At 69.6% G+C, this 24,203-nt stretch carries 22 protein-coding genes; 11 read left to right on the top strand and 11 right to left on the bottom strand.

What is annotated here, in order from left to right; translation table 11 throughout:
• Position 1 precedes the first annotated feature (1 nt).
• Positions 2-1,237: an ABC transporter substrate-binding protein gene (locus tag DI276_RS41655; protein ID WP_112274308.1), complete on the bottom strand. Its 1,236-nt coding sequence runs from the start codon at positions 1,235-1,237 to the stop codon at positions 2-4.
• A 32-nt stretch (positions 1,238-1,269) separates the two neighbouring features.
• On the bottom strand, positions 1,270-3,165 hold the full coding sequence (locus tag DI276_RS41650; RefSeq protein ID WP_232837284.1) for a glycoside hydrolase family 127 protein: 1,896 nt from the start codon (positions 3,163-3,165) through the stop codon (positions 1,270-1,272).
• 126 nt (positions 3,166-3,291) lie between these two features.
• On the opposite strand from DI276_RS41650, the gene DI276_RS41645 reads away from it, so the two are divergent.
• A complete protein-coding gene (locus tag DI276_RS41645) occupies positions 3,292-4,263 on the top strand; it encodes a LacI family DNA-binding transcriptional regulator (RefSeq protein ID WP_232837283.1) in 972 nt (323 codons plus the stop codon).
• On the opposite strand, the gene DI276_RS41640 is transcribed toward DI276_RS41645, so the two are convergent.
• Positions 4,260-5,369, bottom strand: a complete 1,110-nt coding sequence (locus DI276_RS41640) for an FAD-dependent oxidoreductase (protein WP_112274304.1) — start codon at positions 5,367-5,369, stop codon at positions 4,260-4,262. The two genes, DI276_RS41645 and DI276_RS41640, sit on opposite strands and share 4 nt — an antisense overlap.
• Before the next feature lie 272 nt (positions 5,370-5,641).
• Between DI276_RS41640 and DI276_RS41635 the strand changes: the two genes are divergently transcribed.
• The 6 genes from DI276_RS41635 (at position 5,642) to DI276_RS41610 (ending at position 11,619) form a co-directional block, all read left to right on the top strand.
• A complete protein-coding gene (locus tag DI276_RS41635) occupies positions 5,642-6,445 on the top strand; it encodes an IclR family transcriptional regulator domain-containing protein (RefSeq protein WP_112274302.1) in 804 nt (267 codons plus the stop codon).
• Positions 6,446-6,511: 66 nt separating this feature from the next.
• A complete protein-coding gene (locus DI276_RS41630) occupies positions 6,512-7,942 on the top strand; it encodes an amidohydrolase family protein (RefSeq protein ID WP_112274300.1) in 1,431 nt (476 codons plus the stop codon).
• On the top strand, positions 7,942-9,075 hold the full coding sequence (locus DI276_RS41625; protein ID WP_112274298.1) for a CaiB/BaiF CoA transferase family protein: 1,134 nt from the start codon (positions 7,942-7,944) through the stop codon (positions 9,073-9,075). Before DI276_RS41630 ends, DI276_RS41625 begins: the two co-directional genes overlap by 1 nt.
• Positions 9,068-9,847: a citryl-CoA lyase gene (locus DI276_RS41620; protein ID WP_112274296.1), complete on the top strand. Its 780-nt coding sequence runs from the start codon at positions 9,068-9,070 to the stop codon at positions 9,845-9,847. Before DI276_RS41625 ends, DI276_RS41620 begins: the two co-directional genes overlap by 8 nt.
• 3 nt (positions 9,848-9,850) lie before the next feature.
• Positions 9,851-10,714, top strand: coding sequence for a dioxygenase family protein (locus tag DI276_RS41615; RefSeq protein WP_112274293.1), 864 nt, complete (start codon positions 9,851-9,853; stop codon positions 10,712-10,714).
• Positions 10,699-11,619 (top strand): quinone oxidoreductase family protein, encoded by a 921-nt coding sequence (locus DI276_RS41610; protein ID WP_112274291.1) that lies wholly within the window; start codon positions 10,699-10,701, stop codon positions 11,617-11,619. Before DI276_RS41615 ends, DI276_RS41610 begins: the two co-directional genes overlap by 16 nt.
• Here DI276_RS41610 and DI276_RS41605 read toward each other — a convergent pair.
• The 5 genes from DI276_RS41605 to DI276_RS41585 all read right to left on the bottom strand — a co-directional run bounded on the left by DI276_RS41605 (position 11,616) and on the right by DI276_RS41585 (position 16,154).
• Positions 11,616-12,593 carry a hypothetical protein gene (locus DI276_RS41605; protein ID WP_112274289.1) on the bottom strand — a complete coding sequence of 326 codons (978 nt, stop codon included), beginning with the start codon at positions 12,591-12,593 and terminating at the stop codon, positions 11,616-11,618. The two genes, DI276_RS41610 and DI276_RS41605, sit on opposite strands and share 4 nt — an antisense overlap.
• A 230-nt stretch (positions 12,594-12,823) precedes the next feature.
• Positions 12,824-13,336 (bottom strand): hypothetical protein, encoded by a 513-nt coding sequence (locus DI276_RS41600; RefSeq protein WP_112274286.1) that lies wholly within the window; start codon positions 13,334-13,336, stop codon positions 12,824-12,826.
• Positions 13,329-14,420, bottom strand: a complete 1,092-nt coding sequence (locus tag DI276_RS41595) for a hypothetical protein (protein ID WP_232837282.1) — start codon at positions 14,418-14,420, stop codon at positions 13,329-13,331. The genes DI276_RS41600 and DI276_RS41595 overlap by 8 nt, the downstream gene beginning before the upstream one ends.
• Before the next feature lie 16 nt (positions 14,421-14,436).
• A complete protein-coding gene (locus tag DI276_RS41590) occupies positions 14,437-14,826 on the bottom strand; it encodes a FixH family protein (RefSeq protein ID WP_112274284.1) in 390 nt (129 codons plus the stop codon).
• Positions 14,823-16,154, bottom strand: coding sequence for a hypothetical protein (locus DI276_RS41585; RefSeq protein ID WP_198681239.1), 1,332 nt, complete (start codon positions 16,152-16,154; stop codon positions 14,823-14,825). Before DI276_RS41585 ends, DI276_RS41590 begins: the two co-directional genes overlap by 4 nt.
• A 136-nt stretch (positions 16,155-16,290) precedes the next feature.
• Between DI276_RS41585 and DI276_RS41580 the strand changes: the two genes are divergently transcribed.
• Together DI276_RS41580 and DI276_RS41575 are read left to right on the top strand one after the other, a co-directional pair.
• Complete coding sequence (locus DI276_RS41580) at positions 16,291-17,427, top strand: sensor histidine kinase (RefSeq protein WP_112274282.1); 1,137 nt, start codon at positions 16,291-16,293, stop codon at positions 17,425-17,427.
• Positions 17,424-18,080, top strand: a complete 657-nt coding sequence (locus DI276_RS41575; RefSeq protein ID WP_112274280.1) for a response regulator — start codon at positions 17,424-17,426, stop codon at positions 18,078-18,080. Before DI276_RS41580 ends, DI276_RS41575 begins: the two co-directional genes overlap by 4 nt.
• 1 nt (position 18,081) lies before the next feature.
• Here DI276_RS41575 and DI276_RS41570 read toward each other — a convergent pair whose 3' ends face one another.
• Entirely contained in the window at positions 18,082-19,188 is a 1,107-nt protein-coding gene (locus tag DI276_RS41570) for an FAD-dependent oxidoreductase (protein WP_112274278.1), read from the bottom strand.
• A gap of 68 nt (positions 19,189-19,256) precedes the next feature.
• Positions 19,257-20,765, bottom strand: a complete 1,509-nt coding sequence (locus tag DI276_RS41565) for a phospholipid carrier-dependent glycosyltransferase (RefSeq protein ID WP_112274276.1) — start codon at positions 20,763-20,765, stop codon at positions 19,257-19,259.
• Between the two features lie 104 nt (positions 20,766-20,869).
• On the opposite strand from DI276_RS41565, the gene DI276_RS41560 reads away from it, so the two are divergent.
• Together DI276_RS41560 and DI276_RS41555 are read left to right on the top strand one after the other, a co-directional pair.
• Positions 20,870-21,949 carry an NAD(P)H-dependent amine dehydrogenase family protein gene (locus tag DI276_RS41560; RefSeq protein ID WP_112274274.1) on the top strand — a complete coding sequence of 360 codons (1,080 nt, stop codon included), beginning with the start codon at positions 20,870-20,872 and terminating at the stop codon, positions 21,947-21,949.
• Complete coding sequence (locus DI276_RS41555; protein WP_112274272.1) at positions 21,946-22,425, top strand: carboxymuconolactone decarboxylase family protein; 480 nt, start codon at positions 21,946-21,948, stop codon at positions 22,423-22,425. The genes DI276_RS41560 and DI276_RS41555 overlap by 4 nt, the downstream gene beginning before the upstream one ends.
• A 5-nt stretch (positions 22,426-22,430) precedes the next feature.
• Here the strand turns inward: DI276_RS41555 and DI276_RS41550 are convergent, their stop codons facing one another.
• Entirely contained in the window at positions 22,431-23,909 is a 1,479-nt protein-coding gene (locus DI276_RS41550) for an FAD-dependent oxidoreductase (RefSeq protein ID WP_456298527.1), read from the bottom strand.
• Between the last annotated feature and the right edge of the window lie 294 nt (positions 23,910-24,203).

Below are 24,203 nucleotides of genomic sequence, written 5' to 3'. Positions count from 1 at the left end.
TTCACTCCTGCCGCAACGACTTGGTGATCGCCTCGTTGCCCGCCATGAGCGCCGCCGACGCGTCACCGAAGAACGCGCCGCGCACCGTCGTCAGCCACGGGCCCTGCGGGTCGTTGAAGGTGGCGTTGAAGTTGCGGGCGTACGGGGTCTTCCCCTTGGCCACCAACCCGTTCGCGGTGACGAGCCGCGGATCGGCCGACGAGTACTTGTTCGCGGCCAGGTCGGTGCGCACCGGCACGCCCTTGCGCTTCGCGATCACCTCGACCTGGGCCTCGTCCGACATCGTCCAGGCCAGGAAGTCCCACGCCTGCTGGGTTTTCGAGCTGGTGGCACCGATGCCGATCGCGTCGCCGCCGACGAACGTGGACTCGCCCCCGTTCACACCGGGGATCGGCGCGAGACCGGTTTTGACGCCCTTGCCCTCGATCGCGTCGAGCCACACCGACGGGCCGGGCGCGATGCCGACCTTCCCGCCCTGCAACGCCCCGAGCCACGTCGGGCCCGCCTCGCCCTTCGACGCCGGTGCGGCGGCCCCCTGGTCGTAGAGCTCGCGGTACAGCGCGAACACCTCGGCCATCTCGGGCGAGTCGACCCGTGCGCTGCGGCCCTCGGCGTCCAGGACGTCACCCCCGGCGGCCCACACCGACGGCCACAGCGTGAACTCGATGCACCCGCCGCAGTTGCCGCCGAAGTAGGTGCCGTTGACGTCACCGCCGAGCTGGTCGATCTTGCGGGCGTGCTCGGCGAACTCGCGCAACGTGCGCGGCGGCTGCTCCGGGTCGAGACCGGCCTTGGCGTAGAGGTCCTTGTTGTACAGCAGCACCGACAGGTCGATCGTGTGCGGCACCGCGAAGTTGAGGCCCTCCCACGTTCCCGCACGGACGTGGGAGGGTGCCACGGAGTCCTTGACCGGCAAGGACTTGAACTGCTCCGAGAGGTCGGCCCACAGTCCCTGCGCGGCGTACTGCGGTGCGAAGACCACGTCCGCGGCGAACAGGTCGGGCAGCGACTTGGCGCCCGCCGCCGAGGCGAGCTTCGCCGGGTACTCCTCGTTGGGGTACGCGGTGACCTCGATCTTGTTGCGGTGCGAGGCGTTGTACGCGTCGGCGTACGCCTTGGACACCGACTCGGTCGCCGCCCGAGTCCACAGCGTGAGGGTCGCGCCGTCGTCGGCGGCGCCCTGTTCGTCCGCACCGCACGCCGCGGTGGCCAGCAGCAGCACGACTGCCGCGAGCATCGCTTTCACGGTCTCTCCTTTGACACGTGTGATCAAGTGGTGGGCAGCCAGATCCGCATCGTGGACGGGCCACGGCGGGCCCAGCGGTGGTAGGGGGTCAGGTGCAGCGGCACCGGAGTGCCCGGCCGGGCCGACGGTTCGCCGTACGGCCACGGGGACTCCAGCGGGGCTTCGACCAGCGCCCGCACCACCGCGCCGTCCCCTGCCTGCTCCGGTTCGGTGCCGGTGCAGACCCTCACCGCGTCGAGGTCGTGCTCTCCCAACGACTCGGCGCACATCACGAGTGGACCGCGTTCGACCGCCACACAACCGCGCACGGCGTCGATGCGCGGATCCGGCCAGACGAACCTGGGCCGCATCGGCAGCTCCAGCCGGATCTCCTGGCCCACGGCCCACTCGCGGGTCAGGACGACGTCTCCTGGTGCGACCGGGCGGCGCTCGTCATCCACGACGAGCACCGCCCCGGTCGCCCAGTCCGGGACGCGCAAGGTGATGGACCAGGGCCCGCCGCTCCTGGTCACCCTCACGGTCACGTCTCCTCCGTCCGGGTACGACGTGCGCACCCGCAGGCCGATCGGCAGGCCGTCGACCAGCCGGGTGTCGACGTCGCAGTCGGCGTACTGGCGCACGTGCAGCCCGGTGTCGTCAGCGGTGACGAGATACGACGAGAGGCTCGCCAGCAGCCGGGCGAGGTTGGGCAGGCAGCACGACACCTCGAACCACGGCGCCCGCAGTCCACCGCCGACGTCGAGCCGTTCGCCGTCACCGTTGAGCTGGGCGGGCACGCGCTGGTGCAACGTGTTGGCGTAGAAGAAACTCCGGCCGTCGTCGCCGATCGCCGTCGCGATCATGTTGTGCAGCACGCGATCCGCTCGGTCAGCGAAACGACTGTCGCCGGTCGCGAGCAGCAGTCGTTGCGCGAGCATGACCGTGGCCACCGACGCGCACGTCTCCGCGTACGCCCGGTCTGCGGGCAACACGAAGTCGTCGCCGAACGCCTCGTCCTGGTGCCGCGAGCCCATGCCGCCGGTGATGTGCGTGCGCCGGGCCCAGGTGCGGTCGAACTGGGCGGCCACCGCTTCCAGCAGGTCGTCATCGCCGGTCTCGACCGCGACGTCCACGGCACCGCACGCCAGGTACAGCGCCCGCACGGCATGTCCGCGCAGCACGGTCGCCTTGCGCACCGGGACGTCGTCGTTGAAGTAGGCCCAGCCGAACTCGTGCGCGGGCAGGCTGCGGTGGCCGCGCCGGTCCACGAACAACGCCGCCTGGTCGAGGTAGCGCTGCTCCCCCGTCAGCCGGGCGAGTTCCACCAGCCCGGTCTCGATCTCCGGGTGCCCGCAGATGCCCGTGCTGTCCGGGCCGAACGTGTCGCACACGTGGTCTGCGGCGCGCCGGGCGACGTGCAGCAACTGTCCGTCGCCCGCTGTTCTCGTGCGGGCCACCGCCGCCTGCAGGAGGTGCCCGACGCAGTAGAGCTCGTGGCCCCAGGCGAGGTCGCCGTAGCGCGGCCGCTGCCAGTCCCGGCCGAACGCCGTGTGGAGGTAGCCGTCGTCATCTTGCGCCGCGGCGATCATGGTCGTGAGTGCGTTGATTTGAGCGTTCAGTTCGTCGTTCGGGGCCCTGCCGTGTTCCCAGGACATCGCCTCGACGAGTTTGTAGACCTCCGAGTCGGAGAACTCCCGTCCTTTTCGCTCACGTGATCCCGTGCCGTTCGCGGCGGTCGCGAAATTGCCGGTCCAGCCGAGCCGGTCCATCCACTCGAGCGCGTGGCCCAGCGTCGTCTCGCCGTTGACCCGTTGCCGAGTTGCCCAGAAGCCACCGGCGATGCGCACCTCGTCCGTCCCGAGTGGACGGACGGGACCGCGGGACGGGACCACCGGACCGCGGACCGAATGGGTGTTGCGCATCATTGCCACCTCACGCACTCTGGTGACCGAAAACGATTTCGACAATGCGCCATCAGGAGCAGAAGTCGTCGAATACGCAGTCGAATTGCATTCGAAAGGTTTTCGATGGGCAGGCGGCGGTCGGAAGCAGTGACACTCGGGGACGTGGCGAAGCGGGCGGGCGTGTCGATCGCCACCGCGTCCAAGGCGATCAACGACCGCGGCGAGGTCGCGGTGGGCACCAGAGCGCGCGTGCTGCGGGCGGCGGCCGAACTGTCGTTCCAGCCCAACGTCCTGGCGCAGGGCCTGGTGGCGGGCAGGACACGAGCGATCGGGCTGCTCACCGACGAGTTCGACGGCCGGTTCGCCATCCCGATCCTGCTCGGCGCCGAGAACGCGTTGTCGGACCAGGAGATGTCGGTGCTGCTGTGCGACACACGCGGCGACGCGATCCGCCGCAACCACTACATCCGCACGCTGCTGGCCCGCCAGGTCGACGGGTTCATCGTGGTGGGCGACAGCAACGACGTCCGCGCGTCGCTGACCGCCGACCTCCCGGTGCCCGCGGTGTACGTGTACTGCCGGTCGACCAATCCGGGCGACCTGAGCCTGGTCTCCGACGACGAGGGCGGCGCACGGCTCGCGATCGAGCACCTGATCACGTTGCGGCGCAAGCACATCGCGCACATCACGGGCCCGCAGCACTACCGCGCCGCCCGCGATCGCGTCGCCGCCGTGCACGCCGTCCTCGCCGAACACGACCTGCCGCTCGCCGGAGGTCAGCCGTTGCACGGCGAGTGGTCGCAGCGCTGGGGCAGGCACGCGGCCCGGCTGCTGATGGCCGCCGCACCCGAGGTCGACGCGATCTTCTGCGGCAACGACCAGATCGCGAGCGGGGTGGCGCAGGCGCTCACCGCACTCGGCCGGCGCGTACCCGACGACGTCGCCGTCGTCGGGTACGACAACTGGGAGATCTTCGCCGCGGACTGCAAACCGCCGCTGACCACGATCGACCTCAACCTGCAGCAGCTGGGCACGACCGCCGTCGCACACCTGTTCGCCGCACTCTCAGGTGCGCCCGCCTCCGGTGTCGTGCGGCAGCCGTGCCGGTTGGTGGTCCGCGAATCCACTGCCTAGGAGTGATCGAACAGCGTTACCACGCTCTGTGGCGCTGCCCGGCCGAAGAAGATCTCCAGGTTCCGCGCCGAGCGGCCGGCGGAGTCACTGCCGCGCCGGAACAACTGCTCTTCGTAGGCGGTCAGCGCGCGCTCGACGTCAGGTTCCCCGACCAGCTTGCTCGCCAGGTCCGCACCGTCGTACATGGCGAGGTTCGCTCCCTCGCCGGCGAAGGGCGACATCAGGTGCGCGGCGTCGCCGACGAGCGTCACGCCGGGCACCCTGTCCCAGGTGAGCCCGACCGGAAGGACGTGGATGGGCCGGAGCCACGGCTCCGCGTCGCTCTGCGTCACAAAGGTGGTGAGCAGCGGAGACCAGCCGTCGAACTCATCGGCGAGGTGCCGGAGGCCCGCGGACCGGTCGCCGAAGTCGATCGACCTCAGCCACTCCTCGGGCTTGTTCAACGCCACGTAGCCGCGCACCTGCCCGTCGGCGTAGCGATGGGCGATGATGCCTTTGCCCGGCGCGACGGCCATCAGCGTGCCGCTGCCGATCGCCCGGCGGTCCTGGTCACCTGAGGTGAAAGCGATCTCGATGAAGCAGGTTCCGCTGTACCGAGGCTCGGCTGGGGTGAGCAGCGGACGCACCTTCGACCAGGCGCCGTCCGCGCCGATGACGATGTCTGCGCTCGTGGTGGAACCGTCCGCGAAGGTGACGTCGTAGCCGCCCTCGGCACGGTGCCGGATCGAGGTGAGCTTGTGACCCCACCTGATCGTGCCGGGCGCCAGCGAGTCGATCAGCAGGCGCCTGAGTTCGCCGCGGTCCACCTCGGGTCGGGCCGAACCGGGGTCCGCAGGCCGGTCGAACAGAACCGTGCCGTGGCGGTCGACCACGCGCTTGGCGTCCTCGCCGGGGCGGACCAGAGCGAGGAACTCGTCGTGGAGACCGGCTGCGCGCAGTGCGACCTGGCCGGTCTCGTCATGGATGTCGAGCAGGCCGCCCTGCGCACGGGTCGTCGCCGAAGCCTCACCCTCGTAGATCGTCGCGGCGACGCCGTGCGCCTGAAGCACCCTGGCGAGCGTCAGCCCGCCCAGTCCAGCTCCGACAATTGCGATGGTCTTCTGCATGCAGCGCTCCACTGTTACGCCGGCACGCGCCGGCGATGGTCATCAGGAGCCGCTCACCGATCAGAACCATCTGCGTCGATGTGTGCGCGATGTCCCGCGGGTGGATCCGCGGAACATCGTTTTTCGCGACACTTCGGACTGTACACCTAGGACAGGAAGCCGCCGCGCCAACGGTTCATCGGGCATTCCTGAAAAGTATTCTTCGAATATTCCTTCGGCGAATATTGAATTGTTTCGGCGGCTGGCGGACAAGTGTCCGCTACGCTGGCGGCATGCCTGCTCGCCCCGACACCGGCCCCGACTTCATCGAGGCGCTCGCCCGCGGGCTGGACGTGATCCGCGCGTTCCAGCCGCGGCGTCCGGTGCTGCCGTTGAGCGAGGTCGCCACCCTGACCGGACTGGCGCGGCCGACGGCGCGGCGCATTCTGCTCACCCTGGTCGAGCTCGGGTACGTGCGGCAGAGCGAGAACGGCTTCGCGCTCACGCCTCGAGTGCTCGAACTGGGTGTCGCCTATGTGCGGTCGACCGGGCTGTGGGAGGTCGCGCGGCCGCACATGGAACAGCTCGGCGCGCGGACGAACGAGTCCGTGTCGATCGCGCAGCTCGACGGGTCGGACATCGTCTACGTGGCACGGGTGGCGGTGCCGAAGATCGTCACGTTGTCCGTGCAGATCGGCACGAAGTTCCCGGCCCTGCAGACGTCCCTGGGCAAGGTCCAGCTCGCGGCACTGGCTCCGGCCGAGCTGGAGGCGGTGCTCGCGCAACCGACGCGATCGGGGCTGACGCCCAAGTGGCAGCCCGACCCGGCCGAGCGGGACGTCGAGCTGCGGGACGTGCGGGCCCGCGGGTGGGCGATGACCGACCAGCAGCTCGCGCCGGGGATCAGGTCCATTGCGGCGCCGTTGCGGGACGGGAACGGCACGGTCATCGCCGGTCTCAACGTCAACTGCCACGCCTCTGAGACGTCGGTCGAGGTCATGGTCGAGCACCACCTGCCGCTCCTGCTGCAGGCCGCCGGCGACATCAGCGCCGACTTCGCGCGCCTCGACACCGTGCCGCACATCGTCGTCGCTTGACGCCTGGCCGACGAAGGTTGAGGATTCAACGGACACTTGTCCGCATGCCGGTCGAGGAGGTCCCCGATGGTCGGCCAACGACGTCCAGTTGTCCTGCGAAACGGCACCGTTCTGACGATGAACGGCGCGCACGACGTGCTTTTGGATCACGACGTCCTCGTCGTGGACGACCGGATCGCCGCAATCGGCCCTCGATTGGACGTCCCGGCAGGCACGGAAGAGGTCGACGCGTCCGGCGGGATCGTCATGCCGGGCATGATCGACACCCACCGGCACATGTGGCAGACCGCGATGCGCGGCTACGGCGCCGACTGGACCCTCACGCAGTACTTCGTCTGGTACTACCTGGAGTGGGGCAAGGTCTTCCGGCCGGAGGACATCCACGCCGGCAACCTCCTCGCCGCGGCTGAAGCACTCGACGCGGGCGTCACCACGACGGTCGACTGGTCGCACGGACTCCAGACGCCCGACCACGCCGACGCCGCGGTCGACGCGTTGCAGGCGGTGCCCGGCCGGTTCGTGCTGGCGTACGGGAACATCCAGGACGCCCCCGCGTCCTGGACGGCCAAGCCCGAGTTCCTGGACTTCGTGCGCCGTCGCATGTCCAACGACGACATGCTCGGCTTCCAGCTCGCGTTCGACGTCACCGGCGACCCGGCGTTCCCCGAGAAGCCGGCGTTCGAGGTGGCGCGAGACCTGGGCGTCGCCGTCACCACGCACGCGGGCGTGTGGGGCGCGACGAACGACGACGGCATCAGACTGATGTACGACAACGGTTTCATGACGCCGCAGTCGATCTATGTGCACGCCGCGACGCTGTCCGCCGACTCGTACCACCGCATCGCCGCGACCGGCGGCTCGATCTCGGTGTCGACCGAGAGCGAGCAGAGCGCGGGCCAGGGTTACCCGCCCACCTGGGCGATCCGGGCGCACGGCATCCCGGTGTCGCTGTCGATGGACACCTCGGTGTGGTGGAGCGGAGACCTGTTCTCGGCGATGCGCTCCACGCTGGGCGCCGACCGCGCCCGCGAACACATGGCCGCGCACGCCCGCAACGACACCGTCACGCACTCCGCGTTGCGCGCCGAGCACGTTGTCGAGTGGGCGACCACGGGCGGCGCGCGGGCGTTGGGACGCGATGATCTGGGCAGCCTTGAAGTCGGTAAGAAAGCCGATGTCGTCCTGCTGCGCAACCCCGACTCGCCCGCGATGTTCCCGGTGCTGAATCCCTACGGACACGTCGCTTTCCAGGCGCAACGGTGCGATGTGGACACCGTGATCGTGGACGGCCGGATCGTGAAACGGGACCGCCGGCTCGTCGGCGTCGACCTCGCGGGGATCCGGACGTCGGTCGAGCAAACCGTCGAGCACCTGCGCTCGCAGCTCGGTGAGGAGGCCTGGGCGAAGGGCATGAACCCGGACATCCCCGAGTCGAAGGTCCTCGACAACCCCTACACGTACACGGAGTACCGCGGCGACACCAGGACGTCGGTCTGATGGGCCCACTCGACGGTCTGCTCGTCGCCGACTTCTCCCGCGTGCTGGCCGGCCCGTACGCGACCATGCTGCTCGCCGACATGGGCGCGTCGGTCGTGAAGGTCGAGGGCCCTGCCGGGGACGAGACCCGCACGTGGATGCCACCCGTGCGGGACGACGTCTCGACCTACTACCTCGGCATCAACCGCGGCAAGCGCTCGATCGCCCTGGACCTGCGCGACCCGGAGGACGCCGAGGTCGCCCGCTCGTTGGCCCGGCGTGCGGACGTGCTGATCGAGAACTTCAAACCAGGCGGACTCGCGAAGTACGACCTGGACTACTCCTCGGTGGCTTCGTCGAACCCGCGGGTGATCTACGCGTCGATCACCGGCTTCGGCTCGGGCGACGGCAGCCACGTCCCCGGCTACGACCTGATGGTGCAGGCGATCTCCGGCCTGATGAGCCTCACCGGCGACCCGTCCGGCCCGCCGTACCGCGCGGGCATCTCGGTGTTCGACGTCATGGCGGGCAACCACGCGGTGATCGGGATCTTGGCGGCCTTGCGGCACCGCGACGCCACCGGTCAGGGCCAGCTCGTGGAGGTGAACCTGCTGTCGTCGGCCTTGACCGGCCTGGTGAACCACAGCTCGGCGTACGTCGCGGGCGGCGTCGTACCGTTCCGGATGGGCAACGCGCACCCCAGCGTGTTCCCGTACGAGCCGCTGCCCACCGCCGACAACGACCTGATCGTCGCGGCGGCCAACGACGGCCAGTTCCGCAAGCTGTGCGAGGTGCTCGGGTTGCCGGACGTGCCGGACGACCCGCGGTTCGCCCGCAACGCCGACCGCACCCGCAACCGCGAGGAGCTGCGACCGGTGTTGGTGGAGCGGCTGCGCACCCGTGGCGCGGTGGAGTGGTTCGACCTGCTCGTGGCGGCCGGGGTGCCGTGCGGACCGATCAACACGATCGACGGCGGGTTCGCGATGGCCGAGCGGTTCGGGCTCGATCCGGTCGTCGAGGTCGGGGGCATGCCCACCACCCGGCATCCGATCCGGTTCTCGGAGACGCCTGCGGTGTACGAGCTGCCACCGCCGGGGCTCGATGAGCACGGGAAGGAGCTGCGGGCGTGGCTGAAGGAGGAGCAGAGTGACTGACACCTACGACACCGCGCTCGGCGCCTCCACTCCCGACACGATCACCCTCCTGGGCCAGGACCTCGCCAACGACGTCATGGGCAACGTCGGTTTCGGCGAGCTCGCGTTCTGGCTCGCCACCCAACGCCGACCGAGCACCGGCGAGACCCGCCTCTTCGAAGCCGTGCTGGCCGCGCTCGCCGACCACGGCTTCACCCCGACCGCGATCGTCACCCGCCTCACCTACCTCTCCGCCCCCGACTCCGTGCAGGGCGCGCTGGCAGCAGGCCTCCTCGGCGGCGGCTCCCGGTTCCTCGGCGTCACCGAGGACTGCGGCCGGTTCCTGCACGAGGTCGTGAGCACCACCGAACTACCCACCACCGAAGCCGAGTGGGACGCCCTCGCACTGGAAACCGTGCGCGCACAAGGCAAAGCCCGCATCCCCGGCCTGGGTCACCACCTGCACAAGAACGGCGACCCGCGCACCCCGCGCCTGTTCCGGATCGCCGCAGAGGAAGGCCTCACCGGACCGCACCTGAAGCTGTTCGCCGCGATCGGACGCGTCCACCCGCAGGTGCTCGGGAAGACGTTGCCGCTCAACGGCGCCGGCACGTGCGGCGCCGTGCTCGCCGATCTCGGGCTGCCGCTGGAGCTCCTGCGCGGCTTCGCGTTGCTCGCCCGCACGGCCGGGCTGATCGGCCAGCTCGCCGAGGAGCTGCGGAACCCCGTCGCCAACCAGATCTTCCTGTCCGTGGACTCGAACACGCGGTCCGTCGCGCCGCTGGAGGAATGAGCCATGCAGCTGGTCACCGAGGACAACATCACCGAGCTGGCGCAACAGCGCTGGGCGACCGCGAAGGACCCGCGCACCGCCCAGCTCGTCACCGCGCTCGTGCGGCACCTGCACGACTTCGCGCGCGAGGTCCGGCTCACCGAGGACGAGTGGATGGCCGCGATCGGGTGGCTCACCGCGACCGGGCAGATCAGCGACGACAAGCGCGAGGAGTTCATCCTGGCGTCGGACGTGCTCGGGCTGAGCATGCTGGTCGTGCAGATGAACCACCGCTTCGACCCGAGCGCGACGCCCGCAACCGTGCTCGGCCCGTTCCACATCGACGGCTCGCCCGAGCTCGGGTTCGGCGGTGACATGTCCGACGGCGTCGCGGGAACTCCGTTGTACATCACCGGAACCGTCCGCTCGCTCGACGGCACGCCGGTGCCCGCCGTGCTCGACGTCTGGCAGGCCGACGCCGACGGCGCCTACGAGGCTCAACTGGAGGTCGACGAGGCACGGCTCCGTGCGAAGTACCAGGCACGCGAGGACGGCTCGTACTGCGTGCGCACGATCGCACCGAAGGGTTACTCGATTCCGATGGACGGCCCGGTCGGCGCGTTGATCGGCCAGACCGAGATCAGCCACTTCCGGCCGGCGCACGTGCACTTCCTGGTCACCGCGGCCGGACACGAACCGCTGATCACGCACCTGTTCGAGGAAGGCGCCGAGTACCTCGACAGCGACGTCGTGTTCGGCACCAAGCAGGAACTGGTCGTCGACTTCGCACCGCACGAGCCCGGCCTCGCCCCGGACGGCGGGACGTGCGAGGTCCCGTGGCTCGAGGCCCGCTACGACTTCGTGTTGCAGCCATGCGCGCCGCACTGATCACGCAGCTCGGCGAGCCGCCCTCGACTGCCGACCGGGACAAGCCGGTCGTTCAACCGGACCACGTGGTCGTCGACGTGCTCGCCGCCCCGATCACACCGCTCGACCTGTTGTGCGCGAGCGGAACCTCGTACTTCGGCGCCCCCGCGACGCCGTACATCCCAGGCGTGCAGGGGATCGGCACGGTCGGCGGGCGCGCGGTGTGGTTCCCCACCTCCGCGGGCATGGCCGCGGGCAACGGCAGCATGGCGGAGAAAGCGTTGGTGCGGCAGGAGGATCTGGTCTTCCTGCCGGACGACGTGCCACCGGTCGCCATGGCCGCGCTCGGCCTGTCCGCCGTCGCCGCGCACATGGCGCTGACGTGGCGCGGCGAGCTGAAGCCGGACGAGTGCGTGATCGTGCTCGGCTGCGGCGCCGTCGGGCAGGCCGCGATCCAGCTCGCCCGAGCGGCCGGTGCCGGACGTGTGGTCGCCGCGGCACGGTCCGCGAAAGGCCGCGAACGCGCCGTGCGAGCAGGTGCCGACGCCGTGCTCGCACTGGACGCCGACGATCTCGCCGAGCAGTTCCGCGGCGAAAGCGCAGACCTGCTGCTGGACCCGTTGTTCGGACCGCCTGCCGCCGCAGCCGCCCAGGCACTGCGGCCAGGCGGACGATGGGTGAACCTCGGCGGCTCGGCGGGCGAAACCTGCCCGATCACGTCGTCGACCTTGCGCAGCCGTTCACTCAAGTTGTCCGGCTACACCAACAACGAGCTCAGCACGCAGCAACGAGCGGAGGCCATCTCGACCATCGCCCACCTCGCCGCGCAGGGTCAGCTGAGCGTCGACCACGAGGTGGTGCCCCTGGCGGACGTCACCGAAGCCTGGAACCGCCAAGGGCACGGCAGGATCGTGCTCGTCCCCTAACGGCAGAGCCAGCGCACCACCTTGGTCCCGGCGTACCCGGCGATCACACCACCCTCGCCGACGACGTCACCACGGCCCGACGCCGCGTCCAACGGCAACGTGCTCAGGAACTTGGTGCCCTGCCACACGGCCGGGGTGCGGTTCCCGTCGTCGAGGTGGCCGACGGCGAGCCCGTCCTCGTTCACCGACTCGATCACGCCGGGGGCGGAGAACGCCTCCACCACGCCCGTCGCCTCGTACCACTTCCACGAACCGCGGGAGCTCGCGAAGATCACGCCGTCCCTGGCCAGGGCACGCGGGTCCGCTGCGGAGTCAGGACTCGGCACCTTGGTGAGCGCTCCGGCGCGCCACAACCACGCCCCCGCGGACGAGTTGAGCAGCACGGCACCGTCCTCGCCCAGCGCGATCGCACGCAGGAACCGCACCTGGGCCGGTGCGACGATCTCCGGCGCACTGCCGTCCGCACGCCACACCACCGCGCTCGACTCGAACGAGCCGGGCCGCCGTGCCCGGCCGAGCACGTCACCGCGGTCGTTGATGTCGTCGACGATCCAGACCTCGTAGCCGGCCGGCGCCGGCAGCTCGCGATAGCCCACACCGGGTGCGTGGGTCAGCACCGCCAGGCTGCCGTCCGCTCGGTCTGCATAGGCGACGACCACCCCCGAGGCGTTCCCCGCCACGGTGACGAACTTCGTGATGCCGTCCGGTCGCGGCACGAGCTCCACGCCGGCGGCGGTCCACCGCGCGAGCACGTGGTCCTTCTGGCTCGGGATGTGGAAGCCCGAGACGTTGCCCTGCCCGTCCACGCCGGTGATCCGGAGGTTGCTCCAGCTCATGCCGTCCTGGACGGGCAGGTGCTCCAGCTGCCACGTGCAGTCCGCGGCGGCCGACGCCGCGGGTGCGAGCAGAGCGGTCACGACCGTCGTCGCGGTCAACGCGATGAGCGCACGACGGAACAAGGTTTTGCGACGCACCAGAATTCCCCCTTGGAGTCCCCATTCTCCTGGCCGCCACCATGCCGGTCGTGATCAGTTCGCGCCAGGGTCTGTGTCGAGGTCCGGGGTCGATGAGAGTCGCGCCTGAGGTGGTTCCTGGTGGTGCGGCCGAACGGCGCTCATACCGGTGTTGTATGTGGGTCGTTCGGCCGTGCCGCCAGGGGCCGCCTCAGGCTCGGCTATCGCGGCCTCGGACCTCGACACAGACCCTATGGGGTTCGCGTCCGCCGCCACGCGATCACGATGAACGTGATCAATCCGAACAACGGGATCGTGCTGATGGCCCACGACAGGCCCATCGGCGGCCCCGGCTGCTCCATCACCTGGAGGTTCTTCAGCTCACCGGAAGCGCGCCCGGCCGGTCCGTCGACGTCGAACTTCAACGTCCACGTGCCCGGCTCGGGCAGCGCGTAGATGTCCAGGCCCCAGACCTCGCGCTTGCGCGGATGGCGGGCCAGCGGCGAGTCGTCCATCTCCTCCTGGCCGTACAACAGCGTCAGGGTGCCCTTCTTGCCGTCGATGCCGTCCTCCGGCACGAAGGTGAAGTCCAGTGACTGCATGGCTTTCACCGGCCACGTGCTGAAGCCGACGGTCAGGTCGTAGGGCCCCGCCTGCACTTTCTCGGTGTGGACGACGTTCACCGGCTCGAAGGCCAGCGCCGGGGTGGCGACGCCGAGCAGCAGCGCGAGCGTGCCCAGCAGGCCCAGCAACGTCTTACGCATGGCTGTTTTCCTTTGCTGGTGCGAGGTGGCGCAACATGTGGCCGAACCGGCGGCCGAGCACGGCGGCGAGTGCGCCGAAGGCGGCGGCGAGGACGATGGTGGTGAGGTACCTGGCGTTGATCGGGAAGGGACCGCCGTACGTGAGAACGCGCTGCAGCGGCGCGCACACGGCGATCATCGCGCCGCCGACCGCACCGGGGATCCACGCGGGCACCTTGTGCAGCAGTTCGACGACCACCGCAACCAGCACCAGGCACATCGGGATCATGTTGGGCATGCCGGGGATGCCGTCGGTGTAGTCGCGCAGGGGCAGTCCGATGGCGTTCGCGTAGACCTCGGCTGCCCACGGGGAGAACCACCAGAACACGGCCTGCAGCACCGCGACCGCCACACCGACGGCGAATGCGCCGCCGCGCCGGCTCAGCGCGTGGGCGGCCATGAACAGGATCATCACCGAGAAGAACGCGGTGCCCACGGAGACCGGGTTGAACAACGCGCCCGGCACCGCGCGCAGGCCGAGTGAGGTCACCATGCTGAACACGAGCAGCGCGGCGGCGGCGATGATCACGCCGTAGGTTCCCCAGCGCTGGTCGCGCGCCACCGCGAAGACCATGACCGCGCCGACCATCGTGATCGAGATCGACAGCAGCAGCCCGATGTGCGGGGGCGAGTCGATCACCGCGTCGAACCCGTACAGGCCGTGCCACCACTGGTCCCACAGGCCGTACACGAGGAACAGCGCGGCGCCGGTGCCGGAGATCAGGTAGCCGACGGGCGCGGCGAACGTGCGCCCGAAGACGCCGACCGCGCGGCCGCCGACGATCGGGTCGACGTCCTTGTCGCGCTTGGCGTTCGCCGTCGTCATCAGCACGACGACGAGGCTCGCGAGGCCCGAGAACGCGCTGCCCGCGTACAGGAACAGGTGCGGCAGGGTGAAGAACGTGTCCGGCCCGACGTCAGAGTGCCATTGGATGTCCCAGGTCAGGCCGATGAGCGAGATCAGGGTGCCGCCGAGCACGAAGCCCGCCGGGACCAACCCCCTCGGCACCGTCCTGGTGGCCGGTGCGACCGCCGTGATGTCCACTGATCATCCTCCCCCTTCAGGTGAGCAGCAGCGGGATGACCACCCGCTCCGCACTGAGTGACACGGTGATTTCCCATTGCCCGGCCATGAAGAGGCCGACGTCGCCGACCCGGTAGTGGCCTGGTTCCAGCGGTCCCGCGGTGAGCGGGGCGATCGCGTGGCCCATCTGCGGCATCGCCGGTTCGACGACCACCTCGTCGCCCGGCGCGGGGTTGCCCTCGCGGTCGGTGATCCGCAGGTCGAACGCGTTGACGCCGCTCTTGGTGCTCGCGGGCGTGAGCACGAACCTCAGCTGCGCGCTCTCGGCCAGATGTGGTTGTGCCTCAACGGTTCGGGGCCACAGCACGACCAACGCGCCGGTGATCGCGATCACGCCCGCCAAGGCGCCCAGCACATACCGCTTCACTTCCCGGCCACCCCCTTCACCGGCACTTCGACAACCGTGGGCACGGTGACGACCGAGTAGTCCCGTTCCACCTGGATCCACACGAGGTACTTGCCCGGCAACGGGAACGAGTAGGTGAACGGCACCTTCGGCCCGTACGCGGCAACGCTCTCGTCCGGCTGGTCGGGCAGGCCCGGCGTCGGCGGGATCATCGAGTGCACGTGCGCCCAGATCGGCGCGTTCACCGGGCCGTCGGTGACCGGGCCGACGACGATCATGTGCCCGAGCATGCCCAGCCACGGCTGCAGATCGCGCTTCCCCAAGTCCGCGGTGATCGTGCTCGGCCTGCCCACCTCCCGGATCTCCTTGACCAGACCGGCTGTTCCGTCGTTCGGCTTGGCGGCAACACCGGACACGTCGACGCTGGACCGCAGCAGCTGCACTCCCCCGCCGCGTCTGGCGATCTCCGCGGCGATCGCGTGCGTGCCCTGTTCGGGAGCTTGCAGGCGGGCGCGGTACTCACCGGGCGCCGTGCGGATCGGGTGCAGGTGGCGGAGGTTCCCGGCCGGCGACACGACCACGAGGTGGATGAACGCGCTGTCGTGCACCAGCAGGTCGTCCACCGGGCGGCCGGACGACCCGTCCGTCAGGCTGAGCACGAGGTCCTCGCCGCGCATGCTCGGCACCAGGTTCACCGGCGGCCGCGAAAAGTCCACTGTGGATGTTCGCTGGTACGGGTCGTTCACGTTGTCGAACGTCGGGTCGAGCTGCGTCCCCGGCGCCGCGACCGGGGGAATGCTCGGCGACAGCAACGCCGCCGTCGCCGCGACGGCCACCGCCGCGACCACGCCCGCGGTGGGCACGAGCGCGAGACCGGGCCTGCCGGACACCGCGAACAGCAGCGCGACGAACAACAACACCCCGGCGGCGATGAACCCGCCGTACGTCGCGTTCTCCCAGGGCGACGGCACGAGCGCCGGAACGACGAACGGAATCGTCGCCTCGTCGACGGCCAGCTCCCACGGCCCGCCCCGGTCCACCCGCACGACACCCGAGTAGAAGCCGGCCTTGTCACCGAGCACGACCTTGGCCGAACTGGTGGCAGCACCGGCAGCGCGTGCCGTCAGGGTGATCTCACCCGGCGGCGAACCGGCGTGCGTCACCACGTCGACGTGCACCGGGCCGGGCACCTCCGCGACCCGCCGGATGATCACCGTGAGGTCGCGGTCCCCGAGGGTCTGCGCCACGTGGATGTCCGCCCCGGCCTGGGCACCGTCGGCCAGCGCCGGTGCCACGATCCCGAGGATCGCCCCCAGCACGAGCAGCAAGATCGCACCACTTCGCTTCATCGTGACCGAAGGTAGCGATCATGGCCCCGCCGACGCGTCACTGCGCAGACGGAAATCGGGTCCCCCGCGCGGGGGACGTCCGACCCCTGTCAAGACGGACGTGCTCAGGGTTGCGATACGGCAAGATTCTCGAACGATGTACCCGATCAAGCTGTCACTGAAGCACCAGTCGTGGCTGGTCGCGGCCACGTGCATGGTCGCGGACGGCGGCTTCGTGCTGTTCTCCCGCTGTCCGCCGGGGCAGACCGCGATCGTCCTGACGATCACCCTGGCGGTGAACGCGATGCTGGCCGGCCCGGCCAGGCTGTCCGGCTGGGTCGCGGCGGTGCAGGCGGCGGTCCCGCTGATCCTGCTCGTCACCACGGACGGCCGGATCTACGCCAACGAGGCGGGCCTGCTGATCGCCGGTTACCGCGCCGGGGCGTGGCTGCGCGGCATGCCCGCGTGGGCCTCACTCGGTGTGCTCGCGGCGAGCGGGTTCACCTGTGCGTTCGTGATGAGCGACGACCTGGTGCGGTCGTTGCTCGTGGTGGCCAAGATCGCCGTCTTGCCGTGGCTCGTCGGCCGGTACACCACCGCCCGCCGCTCCTACCTCGCCGAGCTGGAGAAGCGTTCCGAGATCGAGAAGGCGGACGCCAAGGCCGCGGTCACCAAGGCGATCACCGAGGAGCGCAGCGCGATCGCCCGCGACCTGCACGACGTGATCGTGCACCACGTGAGCGCGATCGGCCTGCACGCCGGAGCCGCCCGGCTGAGCCTTCCGGGCGGAGACGCCAAACTCGCCACCTCGCTGCGATCGGTCGAGACGTCCAGCCGCGCGGCGATGGTCGACCTGCGGCACCTGCTCGACCTGCTGCACGGCGACAAGTCCGAGGGCGCCCGACAACCGGGCCTGGACAACCTCGACGAGCTCTTCGACGGCGTGCGCGCGGCCGGCACTCCCGCACGGCTGGAAGTGCGCGGGCAACAACGCGACGTGCCGGAGTCGTTGGACATCACGATCTACCGGATCATCCAGGAAATGCTGACCAACGCCCTGCGGCACGGCGACGCGTCCGGCGTGACGGTGACCCTGGAGTACGCGCCGGACTCGCTCACGATCACCGCGGCCAACACGACGGGCGCCGGCAACGGCCACTCCGGTGCGGTGCGTCGCGGCCTGGTCGGCATCCGCAACCGCGCGGGCATGTTCGCGGGGACGACCCGGTCCGGCCTCGAACCGGACGGGCGGACCTGGCGCACCGTCGTCAAGTTCCCGCTGGAGGTGTCATGACGCTGACGGTGCTGGTGGCCGACGACCACGCGATGCTGCGGTCCGGCATGCGCGCGATCTTCGAGACGCAGGCCGACCTCCGGTGCGTGGCCGAGGTCGCCGACGGCCGCGCCGCCGTGGCCGAGGTCGCACGACTGCGCCCGGACGTCGCCGTGCTCGACATCCGCATGCCCAAGCTGGACGGCCTCGGCGCGACCGAGATGATCCTCGCCGACCCCGCGAACCGCACCAAGGTCCTGCTGCTGACGACCTACGACAGCGACGAGTACGTCTACCGCGCGCTGAACGCCGGTGCCAGCGGCTTCCTGCTGAAGTCCCTGCCGCCGGAGGAACTGATCTCCGCGGTGCGGGTGGCGGCCCGCGGCGACGCGCTGATCGACCCGTCCGTGACGCAACGGCTGATCGCGCGGTTCGCCGTGAGCCTCGCCCCTCCCCCGATGCCACCGGAGCTCGAGCTGCTGACCGCGCGTGAACGCGAGGTGCTGCAGTTGGTGGCGGCCGCGTACAGCAACGCGGAGATCGCGGCCCAGCTGCACGTCGGCGACGAGACCGTGAAGACGCACGTCTCGCGCGTGCTCGCCAAGCTGGGACTGCGGGATCGCGTGCACGCGGTTGCCTACGCGCACGTGAACGGACTGGTGCAGCCGAGGTGAGTCAGCGCTGCTCGTTGACCATGTCGAGCACGGCCTGCGGAGCGTCCTCCCCGAACAGGCTCTTCAGCAGCGCCTCGTCCTCCATCGGCGTTTCCATGCGGGTGAACATGGCCTGCTCGTAGTCGGCGAGAGCGGCTTCGACGTCGGCATGCCTGGCCAGGGCCTGCGCGAGCTCCGCACCGTCCAACATGGCGTGGTTCGCGCCTTCCCCGTCCGGCGCCTTGACGTGCGCGGCGTCGCCGACCAGCGTCACGCCCGGCACGCGCTCCCACCGAAGTCCGAGCGGCAACGCGTAGTGCGACCGCAGGACCGGCGTCGTGTCGCTGTCGCTGATCAGCTCCAGGAGCTCGGGAGCCCAGCCGGCGAACTCCCGCGCGACGGCTGCGGGGTCGGTGACGTCGATCGAGGCGAACCACTCCAGGGGTTCGTTGAAGACCAGGTAGGCGTGCAGGGTGTCGCCGGCCTCCCGGTGGGCGGTGATCCCCTTGCCCGGCGCCGAGACGATCATCATGCCGCCACCGACCGCCTTCGCGGCGGCGGGATGGCGGGTGTCGGCGTCGAACAGGTAGGTCTCGACGAACGACGTGCCCGCGTACTCGGGTGTGGCTGCTGTCAGCAGCGGCCGGATCCGCGACCACGTGCCGTCCGCGCCGACCAGCAGGCTCGTGACGGTCCTCGCGCCGTTGGTGAACTCCACCTCGTGCAGGCCTTCGGCGATCGTGCGTGCACGGCTCACCTTGTGACCCCAACGGACCGTTCCGGGCGGGAGTGAGTCGAGCAGCATCTGGCGCAGGTCGCCGCGCTGGATCTCGGGACGTCCGCCGGTGCCGTCGTCGGCCTTGTCGAACAGGACGGTGCCGTCGCTGCCGACGATGCGCAGCGCCTCCCGGCCTTCGAGGACCAGGCCGCGGAACTCGTTCATCAGGCCGGCGGCCTCGACGGCGAGCTGACCGTTGTAGTCGTGGATGTCGAGCATGCCGCCCTGCAGCCGGGCCTGCGGGGACGACTCCGCCTCGTAGACGGTGGCGTCGATGCCGTGGACGTGCAGCACGCGGGCGAGGGTGAGACCGCCGAGCCCGGCGCCGATGATCGTGACTGGACTGTGCATGATCGCAAGACTGGAGTGGTCCGCTGGCAAGGGACGCACACGGCGCTGCCATCGGCTGGCAGTCGCTGTCAGCGGCGGAAGATCGTGATGGAGTGGCCGACCTCGTCGATCGGCGTGCTGGACGCGAGCAACGCCGCCAGCCGGTCGTCGGCCTTCGCGATGGCGGTGTCCGACACGACGAGCAGCCCGCGCACGTCACCCGGCGGCACCACGCGCGGGTCAGCGGCCTTGATGCCGTAGTACTCCGGCACGCCCGCTCCCTTGTAGACGAGCCAGATCCGTTCGCCCGGATGGCGTTCTCGCAGCCGGTCCGCCAGCCGTCCGAGATCCTGTCCCCAGTCGACGTTCGAGTCGTGCAGGTGCTGGTGCGTCCTCGCCGGCCCACCGAACGCCTCGTTGGAGTACGGCAGGTAGTAAGGAAACGTCCGCAATGAACTGACGGCGACGAACGCGACGAGGACCGCCACCACGACGTGCGCCCACCGTCGACGAACGACGACCAGGCAACCAGCCGCGACCGCCAGGAACATGGGCACGAAGATCGCGTACCGGACGCCCAGGTCGCGGTTGCCCATCATCGCCGTGACCAGCAGAACAGCCGTGGGAGCGAGCACGTAGAGCGCCGCCGCACGCATGCGTCGCACCAGCACGACCGCACCGGCGAGCCACAGGACCAACGCGCCGAGTGGAGTCTTCACGAGCAGCGCGGCCGGCAAGTAGTACCAGCGCGAACCCTCGTAGTGCGTGCCGAACAGGAAGCCGCCCCACACCCGGTTCTCCATGCCGAACTGCATTCCCATGCCATGCAGGTACAACGACGGAAACGCCAGCGGCTGCACGACGACATACGACGCCCACACAACGATGATCGCGGTGAGCCCGACGATGGCAGCCGCCTTCGCCCGTGAGCGTTGCACGGACAGCGCGACCAGCAACAACGCCACCGGAACCGCGGCCAGCGCGCTCATCTTCGTGGCAACCGCGGCGCCGAGGGCAAGTCCCGCAAGCGGTAGGTAGGAGACGCTTGATCTGGCCCTCCACAAGAGCCACACCGAAGTGAGCAGGAAACCGGCCGCAGGCACGTCGAGCGTTGCCAACGACCCGTGCGCGATCACGTCCGGTGAGAACGCGTACAAGGCGAGCGCCACCAGCCCGGCAACGGGTCCGGCCAGGTCGCGCGCGAACAGGAACACGACCAGCCCGAACAGCAACGTGAGCACGATCATCGGCAGGCGCGCCAGCAACAACAGCCGCGCCGGGTCGTTGCCCGACTCGTACAGCACGTGCCGCCCGAGCTCGGTCTGGTCGCCCGCGAACGACGGATCGAGGTGCACGTCCGCGAAGGCCAGTCCGGTCGCCATGATCAGCTTGCCGAGCGGCGGGTGCTCCGGGTTGTACCGCAGGCTGTGCTGCTCGAGCTGAACCACCGCCGCGCCCACGTAGACCGGCTCGTCGATGGTCGGCGTCTGCTGGACGGCGGCGGTGACCAGCGCAAACGCCATCTGGGCGAGCAGCACGACCACTACCCAGTGGGTCTTGGTGGTCGCCTCGCGACGGGTTTCGAGCAACACACCCATGGAACGGGAGTGCCCGCCATTTTGGTTGTCATGCGCGCCAGAGCTCGAGGAACCGGTCCCCGAAAGCCTATGCAACTGAAACGTGTTCTAGTTATGCTTCCGACATGATCGCCACAGTGGTGTGGGGCACGGGAAACGTCGGTCGCGCCGCGATCCGGGCCGTCGAGGCCCATCCGGCGCTCAAGCTCGCGGCCGTGGTCGTCCACAACCCCGACAAGGTCGGCCGGGACGCGGGCGCACTCGCCGGGCTCGACGTCGAACTCGGGATCACCGCGACGAATGACGTCGACGCGGCACTGGCCGCGAGCCCTGGTGCCGTCGTGTACGCGGCGTCCGGCGACATCCGCCCGGACGACGCCCTCGCCGACATCACCAAGGTGATCAGGACCGGCGCGGTCGTCGTCACGCCCTCGCTGTACGCGCTCTACGACCACCGCAGCGCACCGCCAGAGTTACGAGAACCGGTTCTAGCTGCCATCGCGGCGGGCGGCGGTTCCCTCTTCGTCTCGGGCGTCGACCCCGGCTGGGGCAACGACGTGCTGCCGTTGCTGGTCAGCGGCCTGGGCAGCGAGATCGACGCGATCCGCTGCCAGGAGATCTTCGACTACTCCACCTACGACCAGCCCGACGCCGTGCGGTGGCTGATCGGCATGGGCCAGCCGCTCGACTACCAGGCGCCGATGCTCATGCCGACGGTGCCGACCATGGTCTGGGGCGGGCAGATCCGGCTGATGGCCCGCGCGCTGGGCGTGGAGATCGACGAGATCCGCGAGACGGTCGACCGGCGCGCGCTCGACGCCACGGTGACGACGCGGACCATGGGCGAGTTCGAGGCGGGCACGCAGGGCGCGATCCGGTTCGAGGTGCAGGGCATCGCCGGCGGCGAACCGCTCATCGTCATCGAGCACGTCACGCGCATCCACGCGTCGTGCGCGACGGACTGGCCGATGCCGCCGTCCGGGGACGGCGCGCACAAGGTGATCATCGAAGGCCGCCCGCGCATCGAGGTCTCGGTCGAGGCCACCGACGAGGGCGAGAACCGGTCCGCCGGCGGCAACGCGACCGCGGTCGGCCGGCTGGTGAACTCGATCGACTGGCTCGTCGAAGCAGCACCCGGCCTCTACGACGCGCTCGACGTCCCGCTGCGACCCGCCGCCGGCAAGCTCGGAAGGACCGCACGATGAACATCGACATCCCGGAGGGCAAGGACCCGATCGCGTACGTGTGGGGCGAGATGGTGCCCGGCATCGGCGTCGCCGCGGCGAACTTCTCGCTGGCGGTGTACCAGCACACGACGCTCGGGCTGCGCGAGTTCGAGGCGGCGCGGCTGCGGATCGCGCAGATCAACGGCTGCATGTTCTGCATGGACTGGCGGACCGAGCGGGACGGCCAGAAGGTCGAGGAGGGCTTCCTCGACGCGGTGACCCAGTGGCGCACCACCGACGCCTTCGACGACCGCGCGAGGCTGGCCGCGGAGTACGCCGAGCGGTACGCACTGGATCACCACGGTCTCGACGACGAGTTCTGGTCTCGCATGACCGCGCACTACAGCCAGGTGGAGATCGCGGAGCTGAGCATGTGCGTCGGTTCCTGGCTCGCCTTCGGCAGGTTGAACCACGTCCTCGGGCTCGACGCGATATGCGTGCTGCCGAAGTTCTGAGCCACCTACAGATCCGTGGCGATGATCTTCTCGATGTTCCGCTCGGCCAGCGCGGTGATGGTCACGAACGGGTTCACGGTGGTGTTGCCGGGAATCAGCGCACCGTCCATCACGTACAGACCGCTGTACCCGCGCAGTCGCCCGTAGTTGTCAGTGGCCTTGTTCAGCACGGCGCCGCCGAGCGGGTGGTACGTGAGGTGGTCGCCCCAGGTCTTGTAGACGCCGAAGAGGTCGGTCCGGTAGATCGTCCCCTCCTTCGCGTTGATCTTGTCGAAGATGGTCTTGGCGGCGTTGATGGACGTCTGCTTCCACGCCGTCTGCCAGTTGAGGTCGACCTTGCCCGCGGCCGCGTTCCAGGAGAACTGGGCCCTGCTCGGCGTCCTGGTGATCGACAGGTAGAACGACGCGTACGTCTCGATCCCCGTCGGCAGCGGGGCCACCTCGGCGAACGCGCCGCCCGCCGCCCAGTTGTCGATGCCCGCGGTCGGGATGGACGACTGCAGCGCGCCGGTCGGGTCCCACATGTGGTTGGCGCGGCCGACCATCACGTTGCCGTTGTCGCCCCAGCCCTGGCCGACCTCGCCGTTCAGGTTCGGCAGCGCTCCGGTGGACTTGAGCTTCACCAGCAGCTTGCTGGTGCCGACGCTGCCCGCCGCGAAGAACACCTTCGCCGCCGTGACCGCCTTGGTCGCGATCGTGGCGCCCGTGGTGTTGAGCTGCTCCATCGTGACCGTGTAGCCGCCGCCGGACGCCGGCACGACCGAGGTGACGCGGTGCAGCGGGGAGATCGTGACCCGGCCGGTCGCCCTGATCTTCGGCAGGTAGGTCTGCTGCAGGGACTTCTTGCCGTGGTTGTTGCCGTAGAGGATCTCGCCGGCCAGCGCCGACTTGGGGACGGTTCCGGCCTCCTCCGCCTTCATGTAGTTCCAGTCGTACACGTTGGGCACGTAGACGAACGGGAAACCGGACCGCTGCGCGTGTTTCCGGCCGACCCGCGCGTACTGGTAGGCCGGGGTGGCGTCGAACCAGGCCTGGTCGATGTGCGTGACGCCGAGCTCGGCGTTGGCGCGCGGGTAGTAGACGTTGTACATCTCGTCGGCGTTGACCGTCGGCAGGACCTCGCCGAAGAACTCGCGCCGCGGCGTGACGGCCATGCCGCCGTTGACGAGTGACCCACCGCCGACGCCGCGGCCTTGGTAGACGGTGATGCCACCGAACTCCTCCGCGTCCAGGATGCCCGTGTAGCGCGGGATGTCCTTGTCGATCGGGAAGCCGAGGAAGTTGCTCAGCGGCTGTTTCGTCCTGGTGCGCAGCCAGAACGACCGCTGGTCGGGGGTCGTGGTGTTGGCGAAGATCTTGCCGTCCGCGCCGGGGGTGTCCCAGGCCATGCCCAGCTCCACCACGTGCACGTCGACACCGGCCTGGGCGAGCCGCAGGGCGGTCACGCAGCCGGCGTAACCCGAGCCGATCACGAGGGCGGGCACGGTGGCGGCATCGGCGATCGATGCTTGGGCCGGTGCGGACAGGCCACCGAGGGCGACCGCCCCCAGAATAGAACCTGTTCCAGTAATGAACGTGCGTCGAGTCGGACCTTTGGAAGCGTTGTCACACCTCATTGTGTGGGCCATGTGATCTTCCTCACTCTAGCCGTATGAGAACAAGTTATACCTGCGCCTGCCAGGCAAGTCACTACCTGGCCGTACCGGTTCTCTCGGCCGGTGAGGTGAAGGCGGTCCTGCGGTGGGCGGATTCGGCCGGGGTCCTACGGCCCGACACCG

Origin of the sequence: Lentzea terrae (genome assembly GCF_003265345.1) — a bacterium.
Taxonomy (GTDB): Bacteria; Actinomycetota; Actinomycetes; order Mycobacteriales; family Pseudonocardiaceae; genus Lentzea; species Lentzea terrae.
Note: the sequence above shows the minus strand (reverse complement) of the source record. Positions and strands in the feature narration are given on the sequence as shown.